Source organism: Colwellia sp. 6_MG-2023 (assembly GCF_030547765.1).
Lineage (GTDB): Bacteria > Pseudomonadota > Gammaproteobacteria > Enterobacterales > Alteromonadaceae > Colwellia.
The window spans coordinates 47,017-67,295 of sequence record NZ_JAUOPP010000022.1 but is presented as its reverse complement, the minus strand read 5'-3'; the positions used below and the strand labels follow the sequence as shown (position 1 = coordinate 67,295).

Sequence of the window (20,279 nt, the reverse complement as noted above, 5' to 3'; positions counted from 1 at the left end):
TATAGAATTCGCTAATAACTTAACTTATCAATAGTTAAAATTAAGCCACAAACATGTAGCTGCTTCTTATTCCTTTCTAAAATGATACCAAACAAATGAATGATAAAACGATAGTAACCCACAACGGTAATTTTCATGCTGATGATGTTTTCAGTGTTGCTGCACTTAAAAATATTTTTTCTTCTTTTAATCTTGTAAGAACGCGTGATTTAGCCGTTATTAGTCAAGCAGATATTGTGATTGATGTGGGTGGTGAATATAACCCTGACACAAATCGTTTTGATCATCACCAACGTGGCGGAGCAGGTGAACGTGAAAATGGCATACCATACTCTTCATTTGGGCTAATTTGGCAAAAGTATGGTTTAGAAATATGCCAAGGTAACCAAGAAGTTGCCGACTCAGTTGATGCCGGACTTGTATCAACCATTGACGCTATAGACTGTGGACATGTTGAAGGCGTATCTAAAGGCATTAGTCTCAGCCAAACTATTTCAATGTTTAATCCAACTTGGCAAGAAGATAGTCATTTTGATGACTGTTTTAATGAAGCCGTTGATTTTGCATCACGGGTTTTAACACGTTTTATTGCATCTGCAAGTGGTGGCATTAATGCGAGAGAAATTGTCGCTCATGCTATTGAAAGTGCAGCAGATCCAAGAGTTATTGTTTTAGAAAGATATACGCCATGGAAAAGAACTGTGCACGCACTTTCTGATACAGCACTCTATATGGTTTACCCTTCTGAAACTGGCCAATGGCGAATTCAAACCGTACCGGCTGAACTTGGATCATTTGAAGATAGAAAACCTTTGCCCACAGCATGGGCCGGTTTATCAGATGCAGAACTTCAGGCAGTCACCGGTATTAGTGATGCTATGTTTTGCCATAATGGCTTGTTCATCGCAGGTACAAAGTCTTTTGAAGGCACTATGAAAATGGCAGCAATGGCGCTACAAGAAGCGCCATAATCATTTTGATTGTGACTGTAACAATAAACTTTTAATTTCTGCTAGTTCTTGCTCAAGTTTTTCAATTTGAGCTCGACTTGCAGGCTCACCACCGTCGCCTGTTTCGCCATGCTGCTCTGCACGGTGATTTTCATGTTCTTGACTCATCACTTCAAGCACTGTACCAACCATCATATTTAAGAAAATAAAGGCAGTTAGAAAGATGAAAGTTAAATAATAAATCCAACTAAAAGGATGAACTGCCATTGTTTCATACATTACGTCAGTCCAATCTTCAAAGGTAGCAACTCGGAATAACGTCAACATAGAAATAGACACATCACCCCATAATGTTTCATTAATTTGATGAAAGTACATGCTTCCCACGGCGGCATAAATATAAAATATAACAAACATTAGTAAAGCGATATAGCCCATACGAGGAATGGCTTTAAGCAACGAATTAATCAGTAACCTTAACTCTGGCACCATTGAAACTAAACGTAAAACCCTGAAAACTCTTAACAACCTGGCTAATAGTACGCCCGATCCGCCAAGTGGAATTAAACTTCCAATAACAATAAAGGTGTCGAATACATTCCAACCACTACGAAAAAATTGCTTTTTATCTTGATGAGCAAAAAAACGAATGGTTATTTCAATAACAAAAAAGATAGTAATACATAAATCTAATAGCGTCAGTACAGCCATCGCATTCGCGGATAAATTATGTGTTTTTGCACCAATCAATAATGCAGATAGCAAAATAACGGCAATAACAACGCCCTGAAATAATTTACTCGAGTCTATTATCTTTAAACGTCGTTGAGCTCTAAAAATAAAACTGTTCATACTATCTATTCACTCCTACAGCTTTATCACTTACATATGGATTAGTACGTCGCTCTTGTCCAAACGTTCCCATTGGACCATGACCAGGAATAAATCGTACCTCATCACCTAATGGAAAAATATTATTTCTAATAGAGTTAATCAAAGTCGCTTTATCTCCACGAGGGAAATCTGTTCTACCTATAGATCCCTGAAATAACACATCGCCTACTTGCGCTAATTTAGATTCTCGATGAAAAAAAATAACATGCCCTGGTGTATGTCCAGGACAAAAATAAACTTCTAAGGTAATGTTACCAAAGGTCACTCTATCACCTTGTTCTAAAAATCGGTTAGGGCTAAAAGATTCTGCATATGAAAAACCAAAACGTTGCTTTTGTTCTTCAATCAAGTCAATCCAAAACTGGTCTTCTTTATGTGGTCCTTCAATTTCAACACCATAATGTGTGGCTAGTGCATTAGTTGCGCCAGCGTGATCAATATGAGCATGAGTTAAGAGTACTTTATTTAAGGTTAATTGGTGCTTATCAATGGCATCAATCACTTTATCAATGTCTCCTCCAGGATCAATCACAGCAGCTTGCTTGGTTTCATCACACCAAAATAGAGTACAGTTTTGCTGAAAAGGCGTTACAGGAATGATTTGATACTGAAGCATATTTGTTGGATCTCAACACTAATTCAAAATTTTGCAAATGATAGCATAAATTATTTTGTTGGAAAGTAGCATTAATCACCGACAAGGATGATTATCACTTCCCCTTAGCGCTCATACTAGGTAAGCTCACAAGTTAATATATGTATTACTCAAAACAATTTATATTCTATGTCGATTTCTAACACTTCTCGTGATTCATTTCATTCTCGTATTGGCTTTGTATTAGCTGCTGCTGGATCTGCCATTGGATTAGGCAATATATGGGGATTTCCTACTCAAGCCGCTAATAATGGTGGTGGTGCTTTTTTATTTGTTTATCTTATTGTTACTTTGCTATTAGCCTTACCAGCACTCTATGCTGAAGTCTATATTGGTAACCAAGCACAAAAAAATCCTGTCAGTGCACTTGCTCAAGCTTGTGGTAAACGTTTTAATAAACTAGGTAGAAAAGCCGGTATTATTGGCCTAGTCGGCGCAATGATGATGCTTAGCTTTTATAGTATTGTTGCCGGTTGGATGCTTGCTCATGCCTTAAGTGCTTTATTTGAACTGGTAGGTTTTTCTGATTTATCTACTTGGTTATCAACATCAAGTACATTACGTAATGTAATGTTCACGCCCGTTTTTATTTTATTAGGAGCAGCAATAATTCACCAAGGTGTTCATGCCGGCATAGAAAGATGGTCCAGTCGTTTAATGCCTTTATTACTTATGATGCTAATTGGTCTTATTATTTACATTCTACAGCAAGAAGGCGCTGCTGACGGTGTTGCTTTATATCTAATCCCTGACTTTTCACAAGTAACTAGCCCGACATTAATTATATCAGCCATGGGCCAAGCATTTTTCTCATTGTCAATTGGCGTAGGTGGCATGATGGTCTATGGCTCTTATATGAAAAAAGGTGAGAATATTGGCAAGTTAGTTGTCTCTATTGCCGCACTTGATACTTTTATCGCCTTTTTAGCCGGGTTACTTATTATTCCAGCTTTATTCGTTGCACAACATGCCGGACAAGATGTTTTTAACAATGGTCACTTAATTGGTGAAGGCCAGCTTATATTTCAAATTTTACCTTCGTTATTTTCATCTATGGGTACTACAGGCTTAATTGTTGCGTTTAGTTTCTTTACTTTATTATCTATTGCAGCACTAACTTCAACCATTTCAACAACGGAAGTACCTGTGTCGTATTTAGTGGAAGATAGAAAACTTAACCGTAATCACGCAACTTGGTTAGTTTCTGGTGCTGTTTTAGTTGCTAGTATGACATTAGTTGCCTTTTTTGATGTCTTATTCGGGTTAGTTGTACAAGCCCTTACAACTATTTTACAACCATTAATGTCGCTGTTTTATTTCATTGTTATTGGCTGGATTTGGAATAGAGGTAATAAAATCACCGACATTGCGGTATTAAACAGTAATATAAAGTTAAAGCTATTTGGCTTTTATTTACGTTATATTTGTCCTGTTCTACTATTAATTGTTTTTGTTAATGTCGCATTTTAATATAAAAAATTGCCCCCCTTTAATCTGAGTTTTTAATAAAGTAGTAAGCACTAACTTTTTTTAATCAAAGGGGGCTCTGAATCTTGTAATTCGACCTGCTCGATTTTTTCAAATCGAGTAGAGATTTTATCTGCCGACGTATGAATTTGTTTCACATCTACAGCCGCTTGATCAATATGTTTTGCTAAATTAGCAAATCGACCTTTAAAACGGTCAAAATCTTTGGCTAAATCAGATAAATGCGCTTGAATAATATGAACCTGCTTTCGAGTTGCTTCATCTTTTAATACTGACCGTGCCGTGGTGAGTATTGCCATAAGTGTTGTAGGAGAAGCTAGCCAAACACGCTTTTTATTAGCGTAATCAACTAAATCACTTTGGTGTCCGTGAATCTCAGCAAAAATAGCTTCTGCTGGAATAAACATAATTGCACCGTCAGCAGTTTCTTTATCAATTAAATATTTGTCACTAATATCGTTAATATGTTTTTTAATATCAACTTTAAATTGTCGTTGTGCGGCTTTACGATCTGACTCTGCTAATTCAAAGTCCATCATTTTACGATAACTTTCTAGTGGAAATTTAGCATCTACAACTACGTTTCCAGTAGGCTCAGGTAAAAACAATACACAATCGGCAATTTTTCCATTTGATAACGTGTGCTGAAGCTTAAAACTTTGCTCTGGTAGCACATTGCGAATTAAACCACTTAGTTGTACTTCACCAAATGCCCCTCTAGAGCGCTTATCATTTAACACCTCTTGTAAGCTAACCACATTGGTTGATAATTCGGTGATTTTTTTCTGTGCATCATCAATCAAGGCTAAACGCTGCAAAATATCACTAAAGGTTTTAGTTGTTTTTTCAAAGCCCTCTGCAAGCCGCTTTTCTACTTGACCGCTAATTTCTTGTAAACGTTTATCGGTCGCATTCGTTAACACATCTATACGTTTAGTCATTTGCTCACTGCTTTGTATTAATGATTTGCTCAACTCTTCTCTATTAGCCTGTGTGGTTTTATTTAAATGACTAATTAGTTGATCCAACGTTTGATTTTGATTTTGACTTAACGTTTGATTAAGTTGATCTTTTTGATTTCCTAACTCTCTTAGTAACTTCAACCTAAGATCAGCCATCTGTTGGTCAAAAGCGCTAGACAACTGCAATTGTTGTTTGTCGAAAAGTTGTATAAGCGCGCTATTTTGTGAAGATGAAGCTAATTCAAGCATGGCACTTATTTGGGTAATTTGATGATTTTGTTTTAAATTTTGTCTAAAAACAAACAGTAACGATAAAAGCAAAACAATAAGTGTGAGATAAATAGCAAGCTCTGCAATTTCTGCTTGCTGCAAAAATAATAACATTAAAAACCTTGTGCACTGTAAATATAAACAGTCATTTAAGCATAAGTTTTACTTAGCTGCTAGTTATTTATATTGATCCTTTTTGGTATATCTTAAGTATTGAATAAAGCAGATCAGAATGAAGTCATGTTTGTAGTAAACAAGATATTACACATCGCTATAATAAAGCATAAACGCTAATAGCACTTTTACCTTAATTAATGATAAAATATTGCAATTATTATTAAGTAGCAAAGTAACAACGAATACAACTCAAGTTACTAATTGATCCTATTACCTTTTGTAGAGAAAAACATGAAAACCCATTTCGACGAATTATTAGATTTTCCCACAGTATTGAACTTTAAAGTAATGGGTGTTGCCTGTGACGAACTGCCCGATTTAATTATTGCAGAATTACAGAAGCATACTCCTGGTGACTATACCACTAGAATAACCCCGAGCTCTAAAGGCAATTATCATGCTGTATCTCTTCCGGTAAGAGTTACCAGTAAAGAGCATATTGAAAAAATTTACGAAACGTTAAATGCAATAGAGCAAGTGCGTTACGTTTTATAAAAGTACAAAGTACTTTAACTTTCTGTGAGATTTGTCGTGTCCGACTCTACCGCAACAGTAAACAAAAATAACTTAATTGTTCGACAATTAAATACTATGGATTACAGTAAAGTTTGGCATGCTATGCAAAATTTTACTGATAATCGTGATGACAAAACAAGTGATGAACTTTGGCTGGTCGAGCATCCCCCAGTTTTCACACAAGGACAGGCAGGAAAAGAAGAACATTTGCTAATGCCTGGCGATATCGAAGTTGTCAAAGTTGACCGAGGTGGCCAAGTGACTTACCACGGCCCAGGACAGCAAGTTATTTATTTTATGATAAATTTACGCCGTAGAAAAATAGGCGTTAGGCAATTAGTCACGTTAATTGAAAACGGAATCGTTGCTTCACTTAACGACTTTGATATCAAAGCATATCCAAAGCCTGACGCACCGGGTGTCTACGTCAATGATAAAAAAATAGCTTCTCTTGGATTAAGGGTTAGAAAAGGTTGCTCTTTTCATGGCTTAGCACTCAATGTGAACATGGACCTATCACCTTTTTTACGTATAAACCCATGCGGTTATGCTGGCCTTGAAATGATCCAAACATCTGACATTGAAGGTCCACAAAACATGACTGATGCTTGTAATGCATTAGTTAAACATTTAATCGCTTTGTTAGAAACTGACGAAGTAAGTTACCAAACAGGATTACCGAGCAATTATGAGCAACAACATGCCAACTAGCGACAGCAAAATAATAGAAGTTAACACTGCGGTAAAAAAATCATCAAGAATGGCGCCTGGTACAAAGCTACGTGATGCTGATAAGTTAGCGCATATCCCTATCCAAGTTGTTAGTTCAACTAAGGAAACTATGCTGCGTAAGCCGAGTTGGTTACGTATTAAATTACCACGTTCAAGTGAACGTATCGATAGTATTAAAGCTAATTTACGTAAAAATAACCTTCATTCAGTCTGTGAAGAAGCCTCGTGTCCTAATTTATCGGAATGTTTTAACCACGGCACAGCAACCTTTATGATTTTGGGTGATATTTGCACACGTCGTTGCCCATTTTGTGATGTTGGTCACGGTCGCCCATTAGCACCTAATAGTGATGAGCCTAAGAAACTAGCTAATAGCCTTAAAGATATGGGCTTAAAATATGTCGTTATCACCTCTGTTGATAGAGATGACTTACGTGATGGCGGTGCTCAACAATTTGCTGATTGTGTAAAAGAAATCGGTGAGCAAGCGCCAGAGACTAAAGTTGAAATATTAGTACCTGATTTTCGCGGCAGAATGGACAAGGCACTCGAAATATTAAATCAGCACCCTCCTCATGTATTTAACCACAATATGGAAAATGTGCCACGTCTTTATACTAAAGTTCGTCCCGGCGCTAACTACCAGTGGTCTTTAGATCTGCTTAAACGTTTTGGTGAAGCTAATCCTACTGTTGCTACTAAATCTGGCTTAATGGTGGGTTTAGGTGAAACTAATGAAGAAATTTTAGCGGTTATGCAAGATTTACGTGATCACGGTGTAACCATGTTAACCATTGGACAATACCTACAACCAAGTAAAGATCATTTAGCCGTTGAGCGTTATGTGCATCCGGATGATTTTGCCATGTTTGAACGTGAAGCTAAAAAAATGGGTTTTGTTCATGCCGCATGTGGCCCACTGGTTCGCTCTTCATATCATGCTGATAAACAAGCAGCCGGTGAAGAAGTTAAATAAATATTAATTTAGACTTTTATCTTATAGCACCATAACGAGAACACTATGTCTGTCTACTATACGCTTTGCTTTCTTGCGGCGGCAGCGATGCTCATCGCCTTCATCAATAGTAAAATAGGTAAAATGCAAACGACTATTGCTATTACCGCAGGATCGATGATTTTGTCCTTATTGATACTATTTTTTGGTCAAAATGAATGGTTCAATCTAAAGCAAGTAGCAACTGAAACGATGACAAGTATCAACTTTGAAGATTTTTTACTTAAAGGGATACTCGGATTTCTATTGTTTGCTGGTGGGTTAGGCATTAAATTGCCTAACCTTAAAGATCAAAAATGGGAAATTACCGTATTAGCGTTAGGTGCAACACTTTTTTCTACCTTTTTCATCGGTTTTTCTCTCTATGCTATTTGTCAATTAATCGGTATTAATTTAGATTTGGTATATTGCCTATTATTCGGTTCATTGATTTCACCGACCGACCCTATTGCTGTGCTCGCCATCGTAAAAAAACTGTCGGCTCCTAAACGAATTGCCACTCAAATTGAAGGAGAATCACTCTTTAATGATGGTTTTGGGTTAGTTATTTTTGTCACGCTATTCACCATTGCTTTTGGCCATGAAACACCGACAGTAGGCAGCGTGTCACTATTATTTGCTCAAGAAGCGCTTGGTGGCATTATTTATGGCTTTTTATTAGGATTACTTTTTCATTATTTAATCAGTGCAACTAATGATCATTCCATGGAGTTACTATTAACCATTGGTGTGCCTACGGCAGGTTATGTATTTGCCGACATTATTCATGTATCGGGACCACTAGCAATGGTTGTATCGGGTATTATGATAGGTAACTGGACACGATTTGTTGGCTTTTCAAAAGAAAGTGAGGAACATCTGGATCATTTTTGGGAACTAGTGGATGAGTTTTTAAACGGTGTACTATTCTTACTAATTGGTCTATCTATGCTGCTATTTAAATTTCATGCCGAAGATTGGATCTTAATGGCTATTGCCATTCCTTTAGTACTACTCGCACGCTACCTTAGTATTTTTACTTCTTATATTGGTTTTAAATGTTATCGTAGCTATAATCCTTGGTCAGTAAGAATACTCACTTGGGGTGGATTGAGAGGTGGTTTAGCATTAGCGATGGCACTTTCTATCCCGCCAGGCGTATTAGTTATTCCTGATAAACAAATAGATGTCAGAGAACTTATTATGGTGATGACATACTCTGTTGTTGTATTTTCTATTCTTATTCAAGGCTCAACAATTACCTCCTTGATTGATAGAGCAAAGAAAGCTGAAAAAGAATAAAACTCGAAGATGTAGAAAGCACATACCACTGCTTTACTTTAAGTAGCTTTGTTGATAACACAGCAACATAATTAAACAGAGAGTTTTAGATAAAAATTAGCGATGAGCCTAGTTTAGAAGATTATAAAACTTAGTGTCATGCTGATAAGTAAGCGATTAACGAAAAAGTAAATTAATATAACTAACGGTAGCGACTACTTAATATATCGCTACCGTTTTAACATTATGTAAACAATAATACTCTCAAATAAAACATCAACTGGAAATCGGTTTATTTAGTGTTGTAAAAACATAAACTTCGCTACAAACAATGCTGTTAGCGCCCATACCCCACCCGATATTTCATTAGACTTACCTGCCCCCAACTTAAGCACTGTATAAGTAATAAAACCAAAGGCGATACCGTTTGAAATAGAGAAGGTAAATGCCATCATCACTGTTGTACACACGGCAGGGGCATATTCTGTTAAGTCATCCCAATCTAGAGCTCTTAAAGAGCTCATCATCAACATAGCGACATAGATAAGTGCACCATCGACAGCAAATCCCGGTAGCATTTGTGCAAGTGGTAAGAAAAACATGCCGACAAAAAATAGCAAACCAATGGTTACTGCAGTAAGCCCTGTACGACCACCAACAGAAACCCCCGCAGCTGATTCAACATAAGAAGTAACTGGCGAACAACCAAAGGCAGTACCAATAACTGATGAGATAGAATCAGCCTTTAAAGATTTATTCAATCCTTGAATTTTACCGTTTTTATCCTGTAAATTGGCGCGTTCAGCAACCCCCATAAGAGTTCCAGCTGTATCAAAAATATTAACAAATAAGAAGGTAACGATCACAGGGATTAACGCAACTTGAAAAGCGCCAGCAATATCAGCTTTCCACAAAATAGGTTCAAGCGCTGCAAAATCAGGAATAGCTAACAAGCCGTTATAGCTCATAAAACCTGAAGTAGGAGCAAATGATTTAGCCGCTTCAGCAACAACAAAAAAGTCTGTTGGTAAAACCCAAGTCATTATAAATGCAACCAATGTAGTCACGGCAATACCAATTAATACAGCACCAAAAACGTTACGATAACTAAGAATAGAAATAAGTAAAAAACTTAAAAATCCTAATGCTGGTGCTTCTGGCCCAAAAGCACCAAAGCCAAAATGAGTTAAGTCTGCAATCGCTACAATATTATCAGGATCAGCAACAACTAGGCCGGTAAAACGTAAACCAATAAAACCAAGAAAGAGCCCAACACCAGCAGTCATCGCCAACCGTAAGCTCATCGGGATACTCTCTAGCATCCATTCTCTAAGCCGAGTAACACTCATTAACACAAAGAGCACACCTGAAAGGAACACTGCTCCTAATGCAATTTCCCAGCTGTATCCCATACTACCAACGACAGTAAAGGTAAAAAATGCATTCAACCCCATACCTGGTGCAAGGCCTACCGGCCAGTTTGCGTACATCCCCATTAAGATTGTCGCTATAGCAGCCCCAAGACATGTTGCTAAAAATAACCCATCAAAGGGCATGCCAGACTTAGACATAATTATGGGGTTTAAAAACATAATATAAGACATAGTTACGAAGGTGGTAAAACCTGCCATAACTTCTATTTTGACTGTAGTTTTATGGGAAGATAATTTAAACCATCGCTCTAAAAAACCGACACTTTTTACTTGTTTTTCATTAGTGTTACTAACTTTTTCCATAACTACAATTCTCTTATTTATTTGTAAAGAATATTTTATTTTTAAAGTGATTTTTTATTGCAAGGATAATTATAAAAGAGTAATTTTAGTTTAGGATCATTATATAAATGAATCTGAGTATAACTATCTTCTTAGTAACCGAAATAAAAATCAATAATTTATAAATACTCGTTAAAGTGCTACATAGCAAACCAATTCAGATGGCACTAAGAAATAAAATCTGATTAAGCAATGACTACTTATTAATAAATGCTCATGACTCATGTAACATGACGGGTGAAGTATCTACTTGTGAGAGTAGTAATCGACACAACTTAAGACATAACCATTGCTTATCCCACTAAGTAATCACAACAAAGTCACAAAATCTGACAAACATGTCAACATTTTTGTCGCGCAAACGAATGAATAATATTAACTTGTAGCATGAAATTAAATCACCTATAAACATTTATACACGTGATAACTTATCGAATACTATCCGGTGCTCGCAAATTAAATACTATACCGTGCCCAATATAAGTAAGTAACCAAGGTATAGTGCCTTAAAAAATAATTAAAGGAAAAATATGCATCCATCATTAAAAATATTAGCTAGCGTAATATTATTCACTGCACAATTAATACTTTGTCAAGAAAGCTCAGCTAAATCATGGGCTGAAGTAAACCAAAATAATGATAAATGGTTTGATGACTTCAAAAGCAAAGCAACAGATAAGCAACTATATCAATTTCTATATAATATGCCTAAAGGGGCTGATTTACATCAACACTCTAGTGGTAGTAACTTTCCTCGTTGGTGGTACGAAATCGCCACCAATAGTGAACTTAATGGTGGCTACAGTTATTACACCAAAGTCGCATTAAATTTATGCCAAGGTTATGGTCAAAATGCATTTGGTTTCAGCTCTCCTATGCTAACGTTCGTTAATATAAGTGCCCATACGTATCATCAGCTAAGTAAATGTGAGCAAAAAAATTATAAAGCTTTGTCATCATTAACAGCTTCCGAGAAAGAAGCATGGCAGCAAAGCTTATGGTTAGATAAAGATTTTGAAGGACGTGATGAGTTTTTTCAAGCTCACTGGCAACGCTTAAATGAGCTAACCAGTAACCCATATATCGCTGCTGAATTGTTTGTTCGTAATATGAAATCGTTTTCTGCAGAAGGTGTTATTTATCTTGAAAGTCAATTCAATGTATCTGCCTTTATGACGCCTGACGGTAAGCCACAAACACAAGAAAAAGCCCTAACAATTCTTAAACAACGATTAGCTCAAAAAGATGCGAAGGAAACAGGTGTCACAGTCAAATTGATCTATCAACTTTTACGATTTTCACCTATTGCAGAACAACAACTAACCGACATTTATAAGTTTGTTGATAAACATAGAGACATTTATGTTGGTATTAACATGGTCGGCAGAGAAGATAATGGAAAAGGCCATCCACTAAGGTTTTTATCGACTTTACGTGAATTAAGACAACAATACCCAGCCATTGCATTAACCATTCATGCAGGCGAAGTTGATGAACCCAATTTCCATATTAGAGATACCTTACTATTGGGCGCAGATAGAATTGGCCATGGTGTTAATTTATTAGGTGATTCCCAAACGCTACTGTTAATGCGTCATAACCATTACTTAATTGAAATTAATTTGATTAGTAATTTATTATTAGAATACATTGACGATTTTAAAAATCATCCCTTCCCTGAATACTTGCGCACTGGAATACCGGTTGCTTTATCAACAGATGATAGAGGTATGTTTCATTCAAACTTAACTGATGAGTTTTTTGTTGCGGTTAAATCGTTTAATTTATCTTGGCAGGAAGTTCTAAAATTGAGTAAAAATTCGCTTGAATATAGTTTTTTGAATATTGCAGACAAGCAACAAGTTAGTGATAAGTTTAACCAAAATATAAAATCGTTTGAGCAAAGCTTTAAAAAGGATGGTGTTGATAGTTTAACTAAACCAGCAGTCTTAAATGAATTTATTCGTCGTCAATACCCACAACTAAACAAATCTATCAATTAGGATCTTTTATATGTACAAGAGACTGCACTACAACAAACTAATTCTTAGCTTATGTTTTACCTTACTTTCATTTACGACTGTACAAGCCAAACAACCATATTCACAGGTAGTGGCTGCAGCAAAATTAACAGAAGTATCTGAGACCATTACTCTTAAAGAAAATAAAGCATCACAAAAAATAACAGGCAGCACTGAATATAATAGCGAAGAAGAAAAGTCAGCTATATTATTATCTAAACTAGGTTGTCTCCCCCAAAAAGAGGTCAATCAATTACAACAAAGCACTGCATTAGAAAATTGTGCTGCTCTTAAGCCGTTAACAATTGATTACCCAACAGTACCTACGTCACTGACATCATTATTGAATCAGCTATTAGCTGAAAATATAGTTGAAGGTTATAACATTAAAGCTCAAACAATGGCGACATCGAGTGACTCAGGTGACAATGTAATCCTTTACGGTCATAGTTCTTTGGTGCATGCAAAGCAACTCATTAGTTTATTAACCGTTAACAATGTTGACTTCACCTGGCAATTAATCGCAAAAAGTTCAGCCTTCAACATTCGTGAAAATTGGCAAGATACTAAAACAGAGGAAAAAACATCAAACATTAGAACAGCGCAAGAGTATGACTTAAGATTCAACTTCGCTAATCAAGCTGAACAAAATACTTTCATGCCGCTAATCAATCAATTTGCCAAAAAAAATAGTGAAGGTCAAACGGGCTTAATTATTGATGCTTGGTGGCAACCGTTTTATCGTACTTTTCATCCACAAGCCTCTTTTATTGCAGTAAAAAGGATATCGCTGCAAGCCGATGGGTTTATCGCTTCAACACTTGTATTACCCCCTAATGTAGATAGTGTACTTAAGAAAATTAATAACACCTTATCTCAAGCAAAAATGAACGTTTCGCTTTCAAGCGAGGATGTTTGGGTCAATCCTGCTTTTTATCGCTACCTTAATGGCGACTATAAATAGTAATCCCCTTTTATAAATTAACGGTTATCAAAACAATTGCACCAGCATAAGTTGGTGCAATTGCTCCAATCTAGTGCTGTATAAATTTCCCTCAATTGTTCATTACCCATAAAAAATTTCACAAATAAAATAAAATACAATAAAAACAATAGATTAAAGCGGGATAAAAAACTGACACTTAAGTCAACTACTTGGCATTAATTCTGCTTTATTAGTTCATATAATAATAAAAAATAAATACTGCTAATAATTGAATTAGCGTTCTGAACAAATTTTAAGGGAAACACTCTGACATGACACTACGTAACTACAAAACCACTTACCTTGCTTCTGCAATTGCATTAGGTCTTAGCTTAACTTCGAATGTATTCGCAGCAGATGAAGAAACTAAAAAAGTTGATGAGAATATTGAAAAAATAGAAGTAAGAGGTTCCCTAGGAAGCTTACCTGGCCAAGCAGTTGAATCTGTTTTTGGTTTTGGTGAATCAATACTAGAAACGCCACGCTCGGTATCAACAATTAGTAATCAGCAAATGGAACGTTTTGCTATCACTGATCTTGATGAGTTAGTTGCATTTTCACCTGGTACATTTACACAATCGTTTTTTGGCGTCGCTGGCTCTTTAGATGTTCGTGGTACACCTGGTGAAAACTACTTCAGAGGAGTTAAACGTCTTGATAACCCGGGTAACTTCCCGACCCCTATTGGTGCATCAAGTAGTGTTGATATTGTTAGAGGCCCTGCTTCTCCAATTCATGGCCCATCAAAAATTGGTGGTTATTTAAACTTTACCCCTAAGTCTTCTCGTGCCACTGGCGGACAATACTTAGATGAGAATAAAGGTGAATTTTCTATCACAACAGGTAGCTGGGATAAAAGTGTCATAACAGCTGAAGTTGGTGGCCCTGCCAAAATAGCAGGGAAAGAAATGGGCTTCTATCTGTATGGTGAAATTGAAAACTCAGGTAGTTTCTATGATAACTCTGGTACGGATCAAACTATATTTCAAGCCTCTTTTAATGGCGACATTACCGATAATTTCCGTTTTGAAGTAGGTGGCATGTACCATAAATACGATGGTAATCAAGTTGCAGGTTGGAACCGTTTAACACAAGACCTTATTGATAACGGTACTTACACTACTGGTACATCGAAACCTTTAGATACTAATGGTGATGGCTCTATTTCACACCAAGAATATGGTGCTGTTAACTTAGCCGGTAATAGCTTCTTTTATGTACCAGCAACTTCTTTTAATGACGCTGAAGTAACTGAAGCGATGATGTTAGAGAATGTAGGTACAGCAACATTATCACATAACCAAGTATTAACTGCAGCTGATGATCAATTAGCGAACATTGCTACTACATTATACTTAGATATGTTTTATTACACCGATAGTGGTTGGGAAATAAAAAACCAACTATTTTATGATGCCTACGACAATATCAATGAAAACGCATACGGCTTTGCTCAAAAACATGATAGTTATGTTGTCGAAAATAAACTCGTATTTTCAAATGAATATGAATTCGATTCATTGATCGCACAAGTACAAATATCACCTTCAGTTCGATACACCAACTTTAAACATGCTGATGATTTTACTAATGAGTATTTTAACCGTCGTGATCTAACCATGCCTTCTACTGCATTAGATCGTCGTTTACTCGCCACAAGAATTGATAAAGATTATGATAATTATGATATAGGAAGTTATACCGATTACGGTATTGCCGCTATGTCAAATTTAAGTTGGGATTGGGGTTTAAATGTTCTATTAGGCCTTCGTTATGACACTATTGATATTGACAGTACAAGCCTTGATTATAAATTATTAGGCTCTGCTGATTCATATGATACTTCTGATGTAAGCAAAGCAAGTAAAACTGAAGACGGCGTTTCTTGGAATACCAGTATTTCATACAAATCAGACTTTGGTTTAGTGCCTTATATTACTTTAGCTGAACAAGGAACACTGGTTGCAGGTCAAGGCGCAGAAATTGGTGTTGCTCAATTAGAAAGTGGTGCTTTTGATGTTTCAAAATTAACCGAATATGGTGTAAAAGGTAGCTTTTTAGATGACAGCTTATACTTTGCATTATCATTCTATGAGCAAGAACGTACTGATTTTAATGCTCAGTCAATAACCACTAACGCCACTACGCGTAATGAAGGAACAGAATTTGAATTACGCTGGGTATTTAACGAACAACTTGTGTTAAGTGCAGGTTATACAAATCTTAAAGTTTATAACTTAACAGCCATACAAGATGGCAGTCAGTTTGGCTTCTTAGGTGCTGAAGATTTAGTTAACTTAAGTGATCCGGCTCTTATCTATGGTGGTAATGTTATTGGTTTAACATTAGTTGGTGATGAAGAAGGCGGACGTAAAGCGGGTATGCCTGAAGATATATACAGCGTGACCGCAACTTATGATTTCCAAAATGGCTTTGCCGCAAATGCTAGTGTGGTTAATGCCAGCTCAACTTACTCAGGTTTCTCACAAGCAGTAGAACTACCTTCATATACATTAATGAATGCTGGTGTGTTTTATGATGCCGAAACTTGGACTGCAAGTTTTACCGTTAAAAACTTAACCGATGAAAAATACTACCGTGCTAACTTCCCAGATCTATTTGGTGGACAAGTAGTATTACCTGAACTTCCACGACATGTTCAAGCAAAATTCAGCTACAAGTTCTAAAATTAGCTAGCTCACAAAAATGTCGTAAAGACTCATACTCAGTATATGAATATGAGTCTTTTTTAAGTTTATATAAAGCAAACATATTCCTGTTATTTTATCTTTATCATAGAGAGACCCAATGAAGTATTTATTAGTTCCAATAACCTTACTCGGTTTAATGTTCACCCTATCTAGCTGCAGTGCAGTAAAAACAGCTACACAAAATTCTGCCACGCAAACCATAGAAGAAACTAAGCCAATTCAAGTAAAAGTTGTTGTTGTTAACATGTTTGAAATTGGTGAAGATTCGGGCGATAAAGCCGGTGAATTTCAGCTATGGAAAGAAGGACAAGCCTTAAATACCAAGTATGAATTTCCACAAGGTTTCCACGATTTATACTTAAATGAAGAAACAGGTGTTTTAGGTATGGTAACGGGCATGGGCACAGCGCGTGCAACTGCTGCTATTATGGCTTTGGGCTTAGACCCTCGCTTTGATCTTACTCAAGCCTATTGGTTAGTCGCAGGTATTGCAGGTGTTGATCCTCATGATGCTTCCATTGGCTCTGCAGTATGGGCAACATGGTTAGTTGATGGTGATTTAGCACATCAAATAGACGCTCGCGAAGCACCTAAAGACTGGGCTACCGGATACTTTCCTCTTTTTTCACATGGGCCATATAAAGATGAAACAGTGTCAGACACTAAACATCAGCCTGCTGGTGAAGTCTATAAAATAAATGGTGAGCTTGCTGAATGGGCCTATCAACTAACTAAAAACACTCCACTGACTGATTACCCGGCAATGCAAAAATTAAGAGCTAAGTATGTTAACTACCCTAAAGCTCAATTACCGCCCTTTGTATTAAAAGGTGATCACATGGCTGCTTCTACATTCTGGCATGGTAAATTACTTAATGAATGGGCTAATTCATGGACAAAATTTTGGAGTGACGATCAAGCAAACTTTGTTACTTCAGGTATGGAAGATACGGGTAGTTACCAAGCATTAACTTATTTAGATAGCGCCGGAAAGGCAGATAAAAACCGCTTTATGGTACTTCGCACGGCAAGTAATTACAGTATGCCACCAGACAGTTTAACTGCTGCTGAAAACTTAGCAATGGAAAGTGGTGAAGAGGGTTTTGCTGGCATGTTATCGTCTTTAGAGTCTGCTTATTCTGTCGGCAGTATAGTCGTTGACAATATAGTCGCTAATTGGTCTGTATATAAAGAGACTCCTCCTTATCAAACGAAATAGACTAACTAAGCTCAGGCTAATGAGTAAATTCTGTAATTAATAAACTCTATCGCCTGATGCAACAATAAAGACAGCAATGAATAAGTCTAACTATTGCTGTCTTTATATTATTCGTCAATGCAACTATTCAACGGTACAACAATATCAGTTGAACATAAATTAGCGTAAACCATGTCGCGCAATGTGCTTTGATATAAATTAAAAGTTTAAATAGTTCATCTTTATTTATTTTTAAGCATTATGCTACTGCCCCATTAAGGACTGCCCTATGAATAAACTACTTACCCAATTCATATTACTGTTTACAGCGCTATTCATTCAACTGAATGCTAACGCAACAACAATGAACAGTACGATTACAGAAAGTGCAGTGTTAGCACCACAACCAATTTTAATTGAAGCACCAATGCCAATTGAAGCCGAGTATCTAGCTAAAAGACTGTCAAATGTTCGAATAGAATACTCAGGTTATTTTACTTTTTATATTGGCACATTAGATAACTACCCTGTTATCGTCGCAGAAACAGGCAAAGGGCTAGAAAATACTGCCGCAGCAACAGCTATTGCCATAGAGAGATACCGGCCTTTAGCCATCATTAACCAAGGAACATCAGGCGGACATGATCCTGCGCTAATGGTTGGAGATATAGTGTTAGGTAAAAGAACCGTAAATATTGGTAACTTTAAAACATCACATAAAAAAAACGGCCAAGGCTCAGATCCATTTTCGTGGATACCCATGGATATTATGGCATCAAAAGGTAGTGCTGGAGAGGACTCTGGTGCCCAAGATGCTGAGAAAATACGTTTTTATGCGGGTAGCCCAACACTATTAAATTCAGCTATCGCCGTCAAAGGCTTATATAAAAGAGGCAAGGTTGTCGAAGGTACAATCGGCTCAGCTAACTTTTGGAATAATGAAATTGATAGAATTCTCTGGTTCCATAAAAATTTCGGTACCAGCGCGGAAGAAATGGAAGGCGCTGCCGCTGCAATGATTGCCAGTGAATATAACATTCCAATGCTAAGTATTCGTGTGTTATCAAATAACCTAACTAATGGCGGAAAATATGATCCTTCAACCGCCCAAGATTGTCAGCAATACGTTCTAAATACAGCAAAGCATTATATAGCAACACTATAAAACGGAAATCCTATAAAAAAACATTCACTTTATAACAATTCAAGTAGGCATTATGGACATTTTATATAACGTTGAAGATAAACCGCCACTAGGGACATCCATATTACTCGCAGCACAGCATTTACTTGCTGCACTAAGTGCAATTATTACAGTCCCACTAGTCATTGGCGGAGTGTTAAAGCTTCCTGTAGCGGATATTGTTGTCCTAGTTAACGCAGCAATGCTAATTTCGGGCGTGGTAACTATTATTCAATGTAAAGGGCTTGGTCCTGTTGGTATTCGATTACCTTGTGTTATGGGCACGAGTTTTACCTTTGTTGGTGTCTCTATCGCGATTGGTTTTGAATATGGTGTGGAAGGCATTTTAGGCTCGGCTTTGGTTGCGTCACTTGTAATGATCATTGGCAGTTTTTTTATGCCAATAATTAGAAAATTTTTCCCGCCTATTGTTACTGGCACAGTGGTGACTTTAATAGGTCTATCATTAGTACCCGTAGCAATTGATTGGTTTGCTGGTGGTCAAGTAGGCCAAGATGACTATGCTTCGCTGTCTAATTTAGCCATAGGTTTGCTAGTTTTAGCAACCGTGGTTACATTATCTATCTTTGGTAAAGGTATTTTATCTGCCGCTGCTGTCGTTATTGGCATGCTTGTCGGTTACCTTGTTTGTTTAGCCTTAGGGGTAATCGACTTTAAGCCAGTACAAAGTTCGCCATTATTTGCCTTACCCAGTCCTTTCCATTTTGGTTTAAGCTTTCCAATTAGCGGTATTATTGGAATGTCTATCGCTTACCTAGTAACAATAGTGGAATCTACCGGAGATTTTCTTGCACTGTCTAACGTAACAAAAACTAAATTAACCGGAAAAAAACTATCAAGTGGTATTTTATGTGATGGATTAGGTTCAGCGCTAGCATCGGTATTTTCAACGACGCCTTTTTCTTCCTTTTCACAAAATGTTGGTATTGTTGGGATGACAGGCGTTGCCAGTAGATATGTGGTTGCTATTACAGGTGCAATGTTAGTTCTGGCAGGTTTATTCCCAGTTTTAGGGGCTATGATTGTCTCTATACCTCTACCTGTATTAGGTGGTGCAGGCTTAGTTATGTTTGCCATGATTATTACTGCAGGGGTGAATATTTTATCTACCACTCAACATACGAAACGAAATGGCATGATTATCGCTGTCAGCATTGCTACCGGTATGGCAGTCACTGTTCGTCCTGAATTATTAAGTCACTTACCTGAATTTCTCAAAGTTATTTTAGCTTCAGGGATAACGACTGGTTCAATTATTGCTTTATTGTTGAATGTAATACTACCAAATGCCGATATCATTACGGATACTGAATAGTGAGCTAATACCAGTTTCATTAATTAAGTGAACAAATTTATACGTAGAAAAAATTGCCAAATACAAGGCGTTTATTTCAATAACTAGTTGTGCTAATTATTAAATAAATAACGATGTAGTTGGTGATTTTAGCAAGTAGAAATGATCACAT

16 protein-coding genes are annotated in these 20,279 nt (G+C 36.8%); 12 read left to right on the top strand and 4 right to left on the bottom strand.

Annotated features, from left to right (window positions below):
- Positions 1-95 precede the first annotated feature (95 nt).
- Positions 96-971: an MYG1 family protein gene (locus Q4503_RS14105; RefSeq protein ID WP_303602652.1), complete on the top strand. Its 876-nt coding sequence runs from the start codon at positions 96-98 to the stop codon at positions 969-971.
- Here Q4503_RS14105 and Q4503_RS14100 read toward each other — a convergent pair whose 3' ends face one another.
- A complete protein-coding gene (locus tag Q4503_RS14100) occupies positions 972-1,802 on the bottom strand; it encodes an ion transporter (RefSeq protein WP_303602651.1) in 831 nt (276 codons plus the stop codon). It abuts the gene before it with no gap.
- Position 1,803: 1 nt separating this feature from the next.
- The gene (locus Q4503_RS14095) at positions 1,804-2,460 is read right to left on the bottom strand and encodes an MBL fold metallo-hydrolase (protein ID WP_303602650.1); all 657 of its coding nucleotides are present in this window, start codon (positions 2,458-2,460) and stop codon (positions 1,804-1,806) included.
- A gap of 168 nt (positions 2,461-2,628) precedes the next feature.
- Here Q4503_RS14095 and Q4503_RS14090 point away from each other — a divergent pair, with 168 nt between their 5' ends.
- Positions 2,629-3,969 carry a sodium-dependent transporter gene (locus Q4503_RS14090; protein ID WP_215972011.1) on the top strand — a complete coding sequence of 447 codons (1,341 nt, stop codon included), beginning with the start codon at positions 2,629-2,631 and terminating at the stop codon, positions 3,967-3,969.
- A 50-nt stretch (positions 3,970-4,019) separates the two neighbouring features.
- Here Q4503_RS14090 and Q4503_RS14085 read toward each other — a convergent pair whose 3' ends face one another.
- Positions 4,020-5,333: a DNA recombination protein RmuC gene (locus Q4503_RS14085; RefSeq protein ID WP_303602649.1), complete on the bottom strand. Its 1,314-nt coding sequence runs from the start codon at positions 5,331-5,333 to the stop codon at positions 4,020-4,022.
- A gap of 294 nt (positions 5,334-5,627) precedes the next feature.
- Here Q4503_RS14085 and ybeD point away from each other — a divergent pair, with 294 nt between their 5' ends.
- The 4 genes from ybeD to Q4503_RS14065 are packed head-to-tail and all read left to right on the top strand — an operon-like array spanning position 5,628 to position 8,940.
- Entirely contained in the window at positions 5,628-5,891 is a 264-nt protein-coding gene (gene ybeD / locus Q4503_RS14080; protein WP_159821267.1) for a DUF493 family protein YbeD, read from the top strand.
- Between the two features lie 36 nt (positions 5,892-5,927).
- On the top strand, positions 5,928-6,623 hold the full coding sequence (gene lipB, locus Q4503_RS14075) for a lipoyl(octanoyl) transferase LipB (RefSeq protein ID WP_303602648.1): 696 nt from the start codon (positions 5,928-5,930) through the stop codon (positions 6,621-6,623).
- Positions 6,613-7,620 carry a lipoyl synthase gene (gene lipA / locus Q4503_RS14070; RefSeq protein ID WP_303602647.1) on the top strand — a complete coding sequence of 336 codons (1,008 nt, stop codon included), beginning with the start codon at positions 6,613-6,615 and terminating at the stop codon, positions 7,618-7,620. The genes lipB and lipA overlap by 11 nt, the downstream gene beginning before the upstream one ends.
- 45 nt (positions 7,621-7,665) lie before the next feature.
- The gene (locus Q4503_RS14065; protein ID WP_303602646.1) at positions 7,666-8,940 is read left to right on the top strand and encodes a sodium:proton antiporter; all 1,275 of its coding nucleotides are present in this window, start codon (positions 7,666-7,668) and stop codon (positions 8,938-8,940) included.
- Positions 8,941-9,215: 275 nt separating this feature from the next.
- Here the strand turns inward: Q4503_RS14065 and Q4503_RS14060 are convergent, their stop codons facing one another.
- Complete coding sequence (locus Q4503_RS14060) at positions 9,216-10,655, bottom strand: NCS2 family permease (protein ID WP_303602645.1); 1,440 nt, start codon at positions 10,653-10,655, stop codon at positions 9,216-9,218.
- 569 nt (positions 10,656-11,224) lie between these two features.
- Here Q4503_RS14060 and Q4503_RS14055 point away from each other — a divergent pair.
- The 6 genes from Q4503_RS14055 (at position 11,225) to Q4503_RS14030 (ending at position 20,128) form a co-directional block, all read left to right on the top strand.
- On the top strand, positions 11,225-12,697 hold the full coding sequence (locus Q4503_RS14055) for an adenosine deaminase (protein WP_303602644.1): 1,473 nt from the start codon (positions 11,225-11,227) through the stop codon (positions 12,695-12,697).
- A gap of 10 nt (positions 12,698-12,707) precedes the next feature.
- The gene (locus Q4503_RS14050; protein WP_303602643.1) at positions 12,708-13,679 is read left to right on the top strand and encodes a hypothetical protein; all 972 of its coding nucleotides are present in this window, start codon (positions 12,708-12,710) and stop codon (positions 13,677-13,679) included.
- A 293-nt stretch (positions 13,680-13,972) separates the two neighbouring features.
- Entirely contained in the window at positions 13,973-16,387 is a 2,415-nt protein-coding gene (locus tag Q4503_RS14045) for a TonB-dependent siderophore receptor (protein ID WP_303602642.1), read from the top strand.
- A 121-nt stretch (positions 16,388-16,508) separates the two neighbouring features.
- The gene (locus Q4503_RS14040) at positions 16,509-17,630 is read left to right on the top strand and encodes a purine nucleoside permease (RefSeq protein WP_303602641.1); all 1,122 of its coding nucleotides are present in this window, start codon (positions 16,509-16,511) and stop codon (positions 17,628-17,630) included.
- A gap of 268 nt (positions 17,631-17,898) precedes the next feature.
- Positions 17,899-18,774, top strand: a complete 876-nt coding sequence (locus Q4503_RS14035) for a 5'-methylthioadenosine/S-adenosylhomocysteine nucleosidase (RefSeq protein WP_303602640.1) — start codon at positions 17,899-17,901, stop codon at positions 18,772-18,774.
- A gap of 52 nt (positions 18,775-18,826) precedes the next feature.
- Positions 18,827-20,128 (top strand): nucleobase:cation symporter-2 family protein, encoded by a 1,302-nt coding sequence (locus tag Q4503_RS14030; RefSeq protein WP_303602639.1) that lies wholly within the window; start codon positions 18,827-18,829, stop codon positions 20,126-20,128.
- The last annotated feature ends 151 nt before the right edge of the window (positions 20,129-20,279 follow it).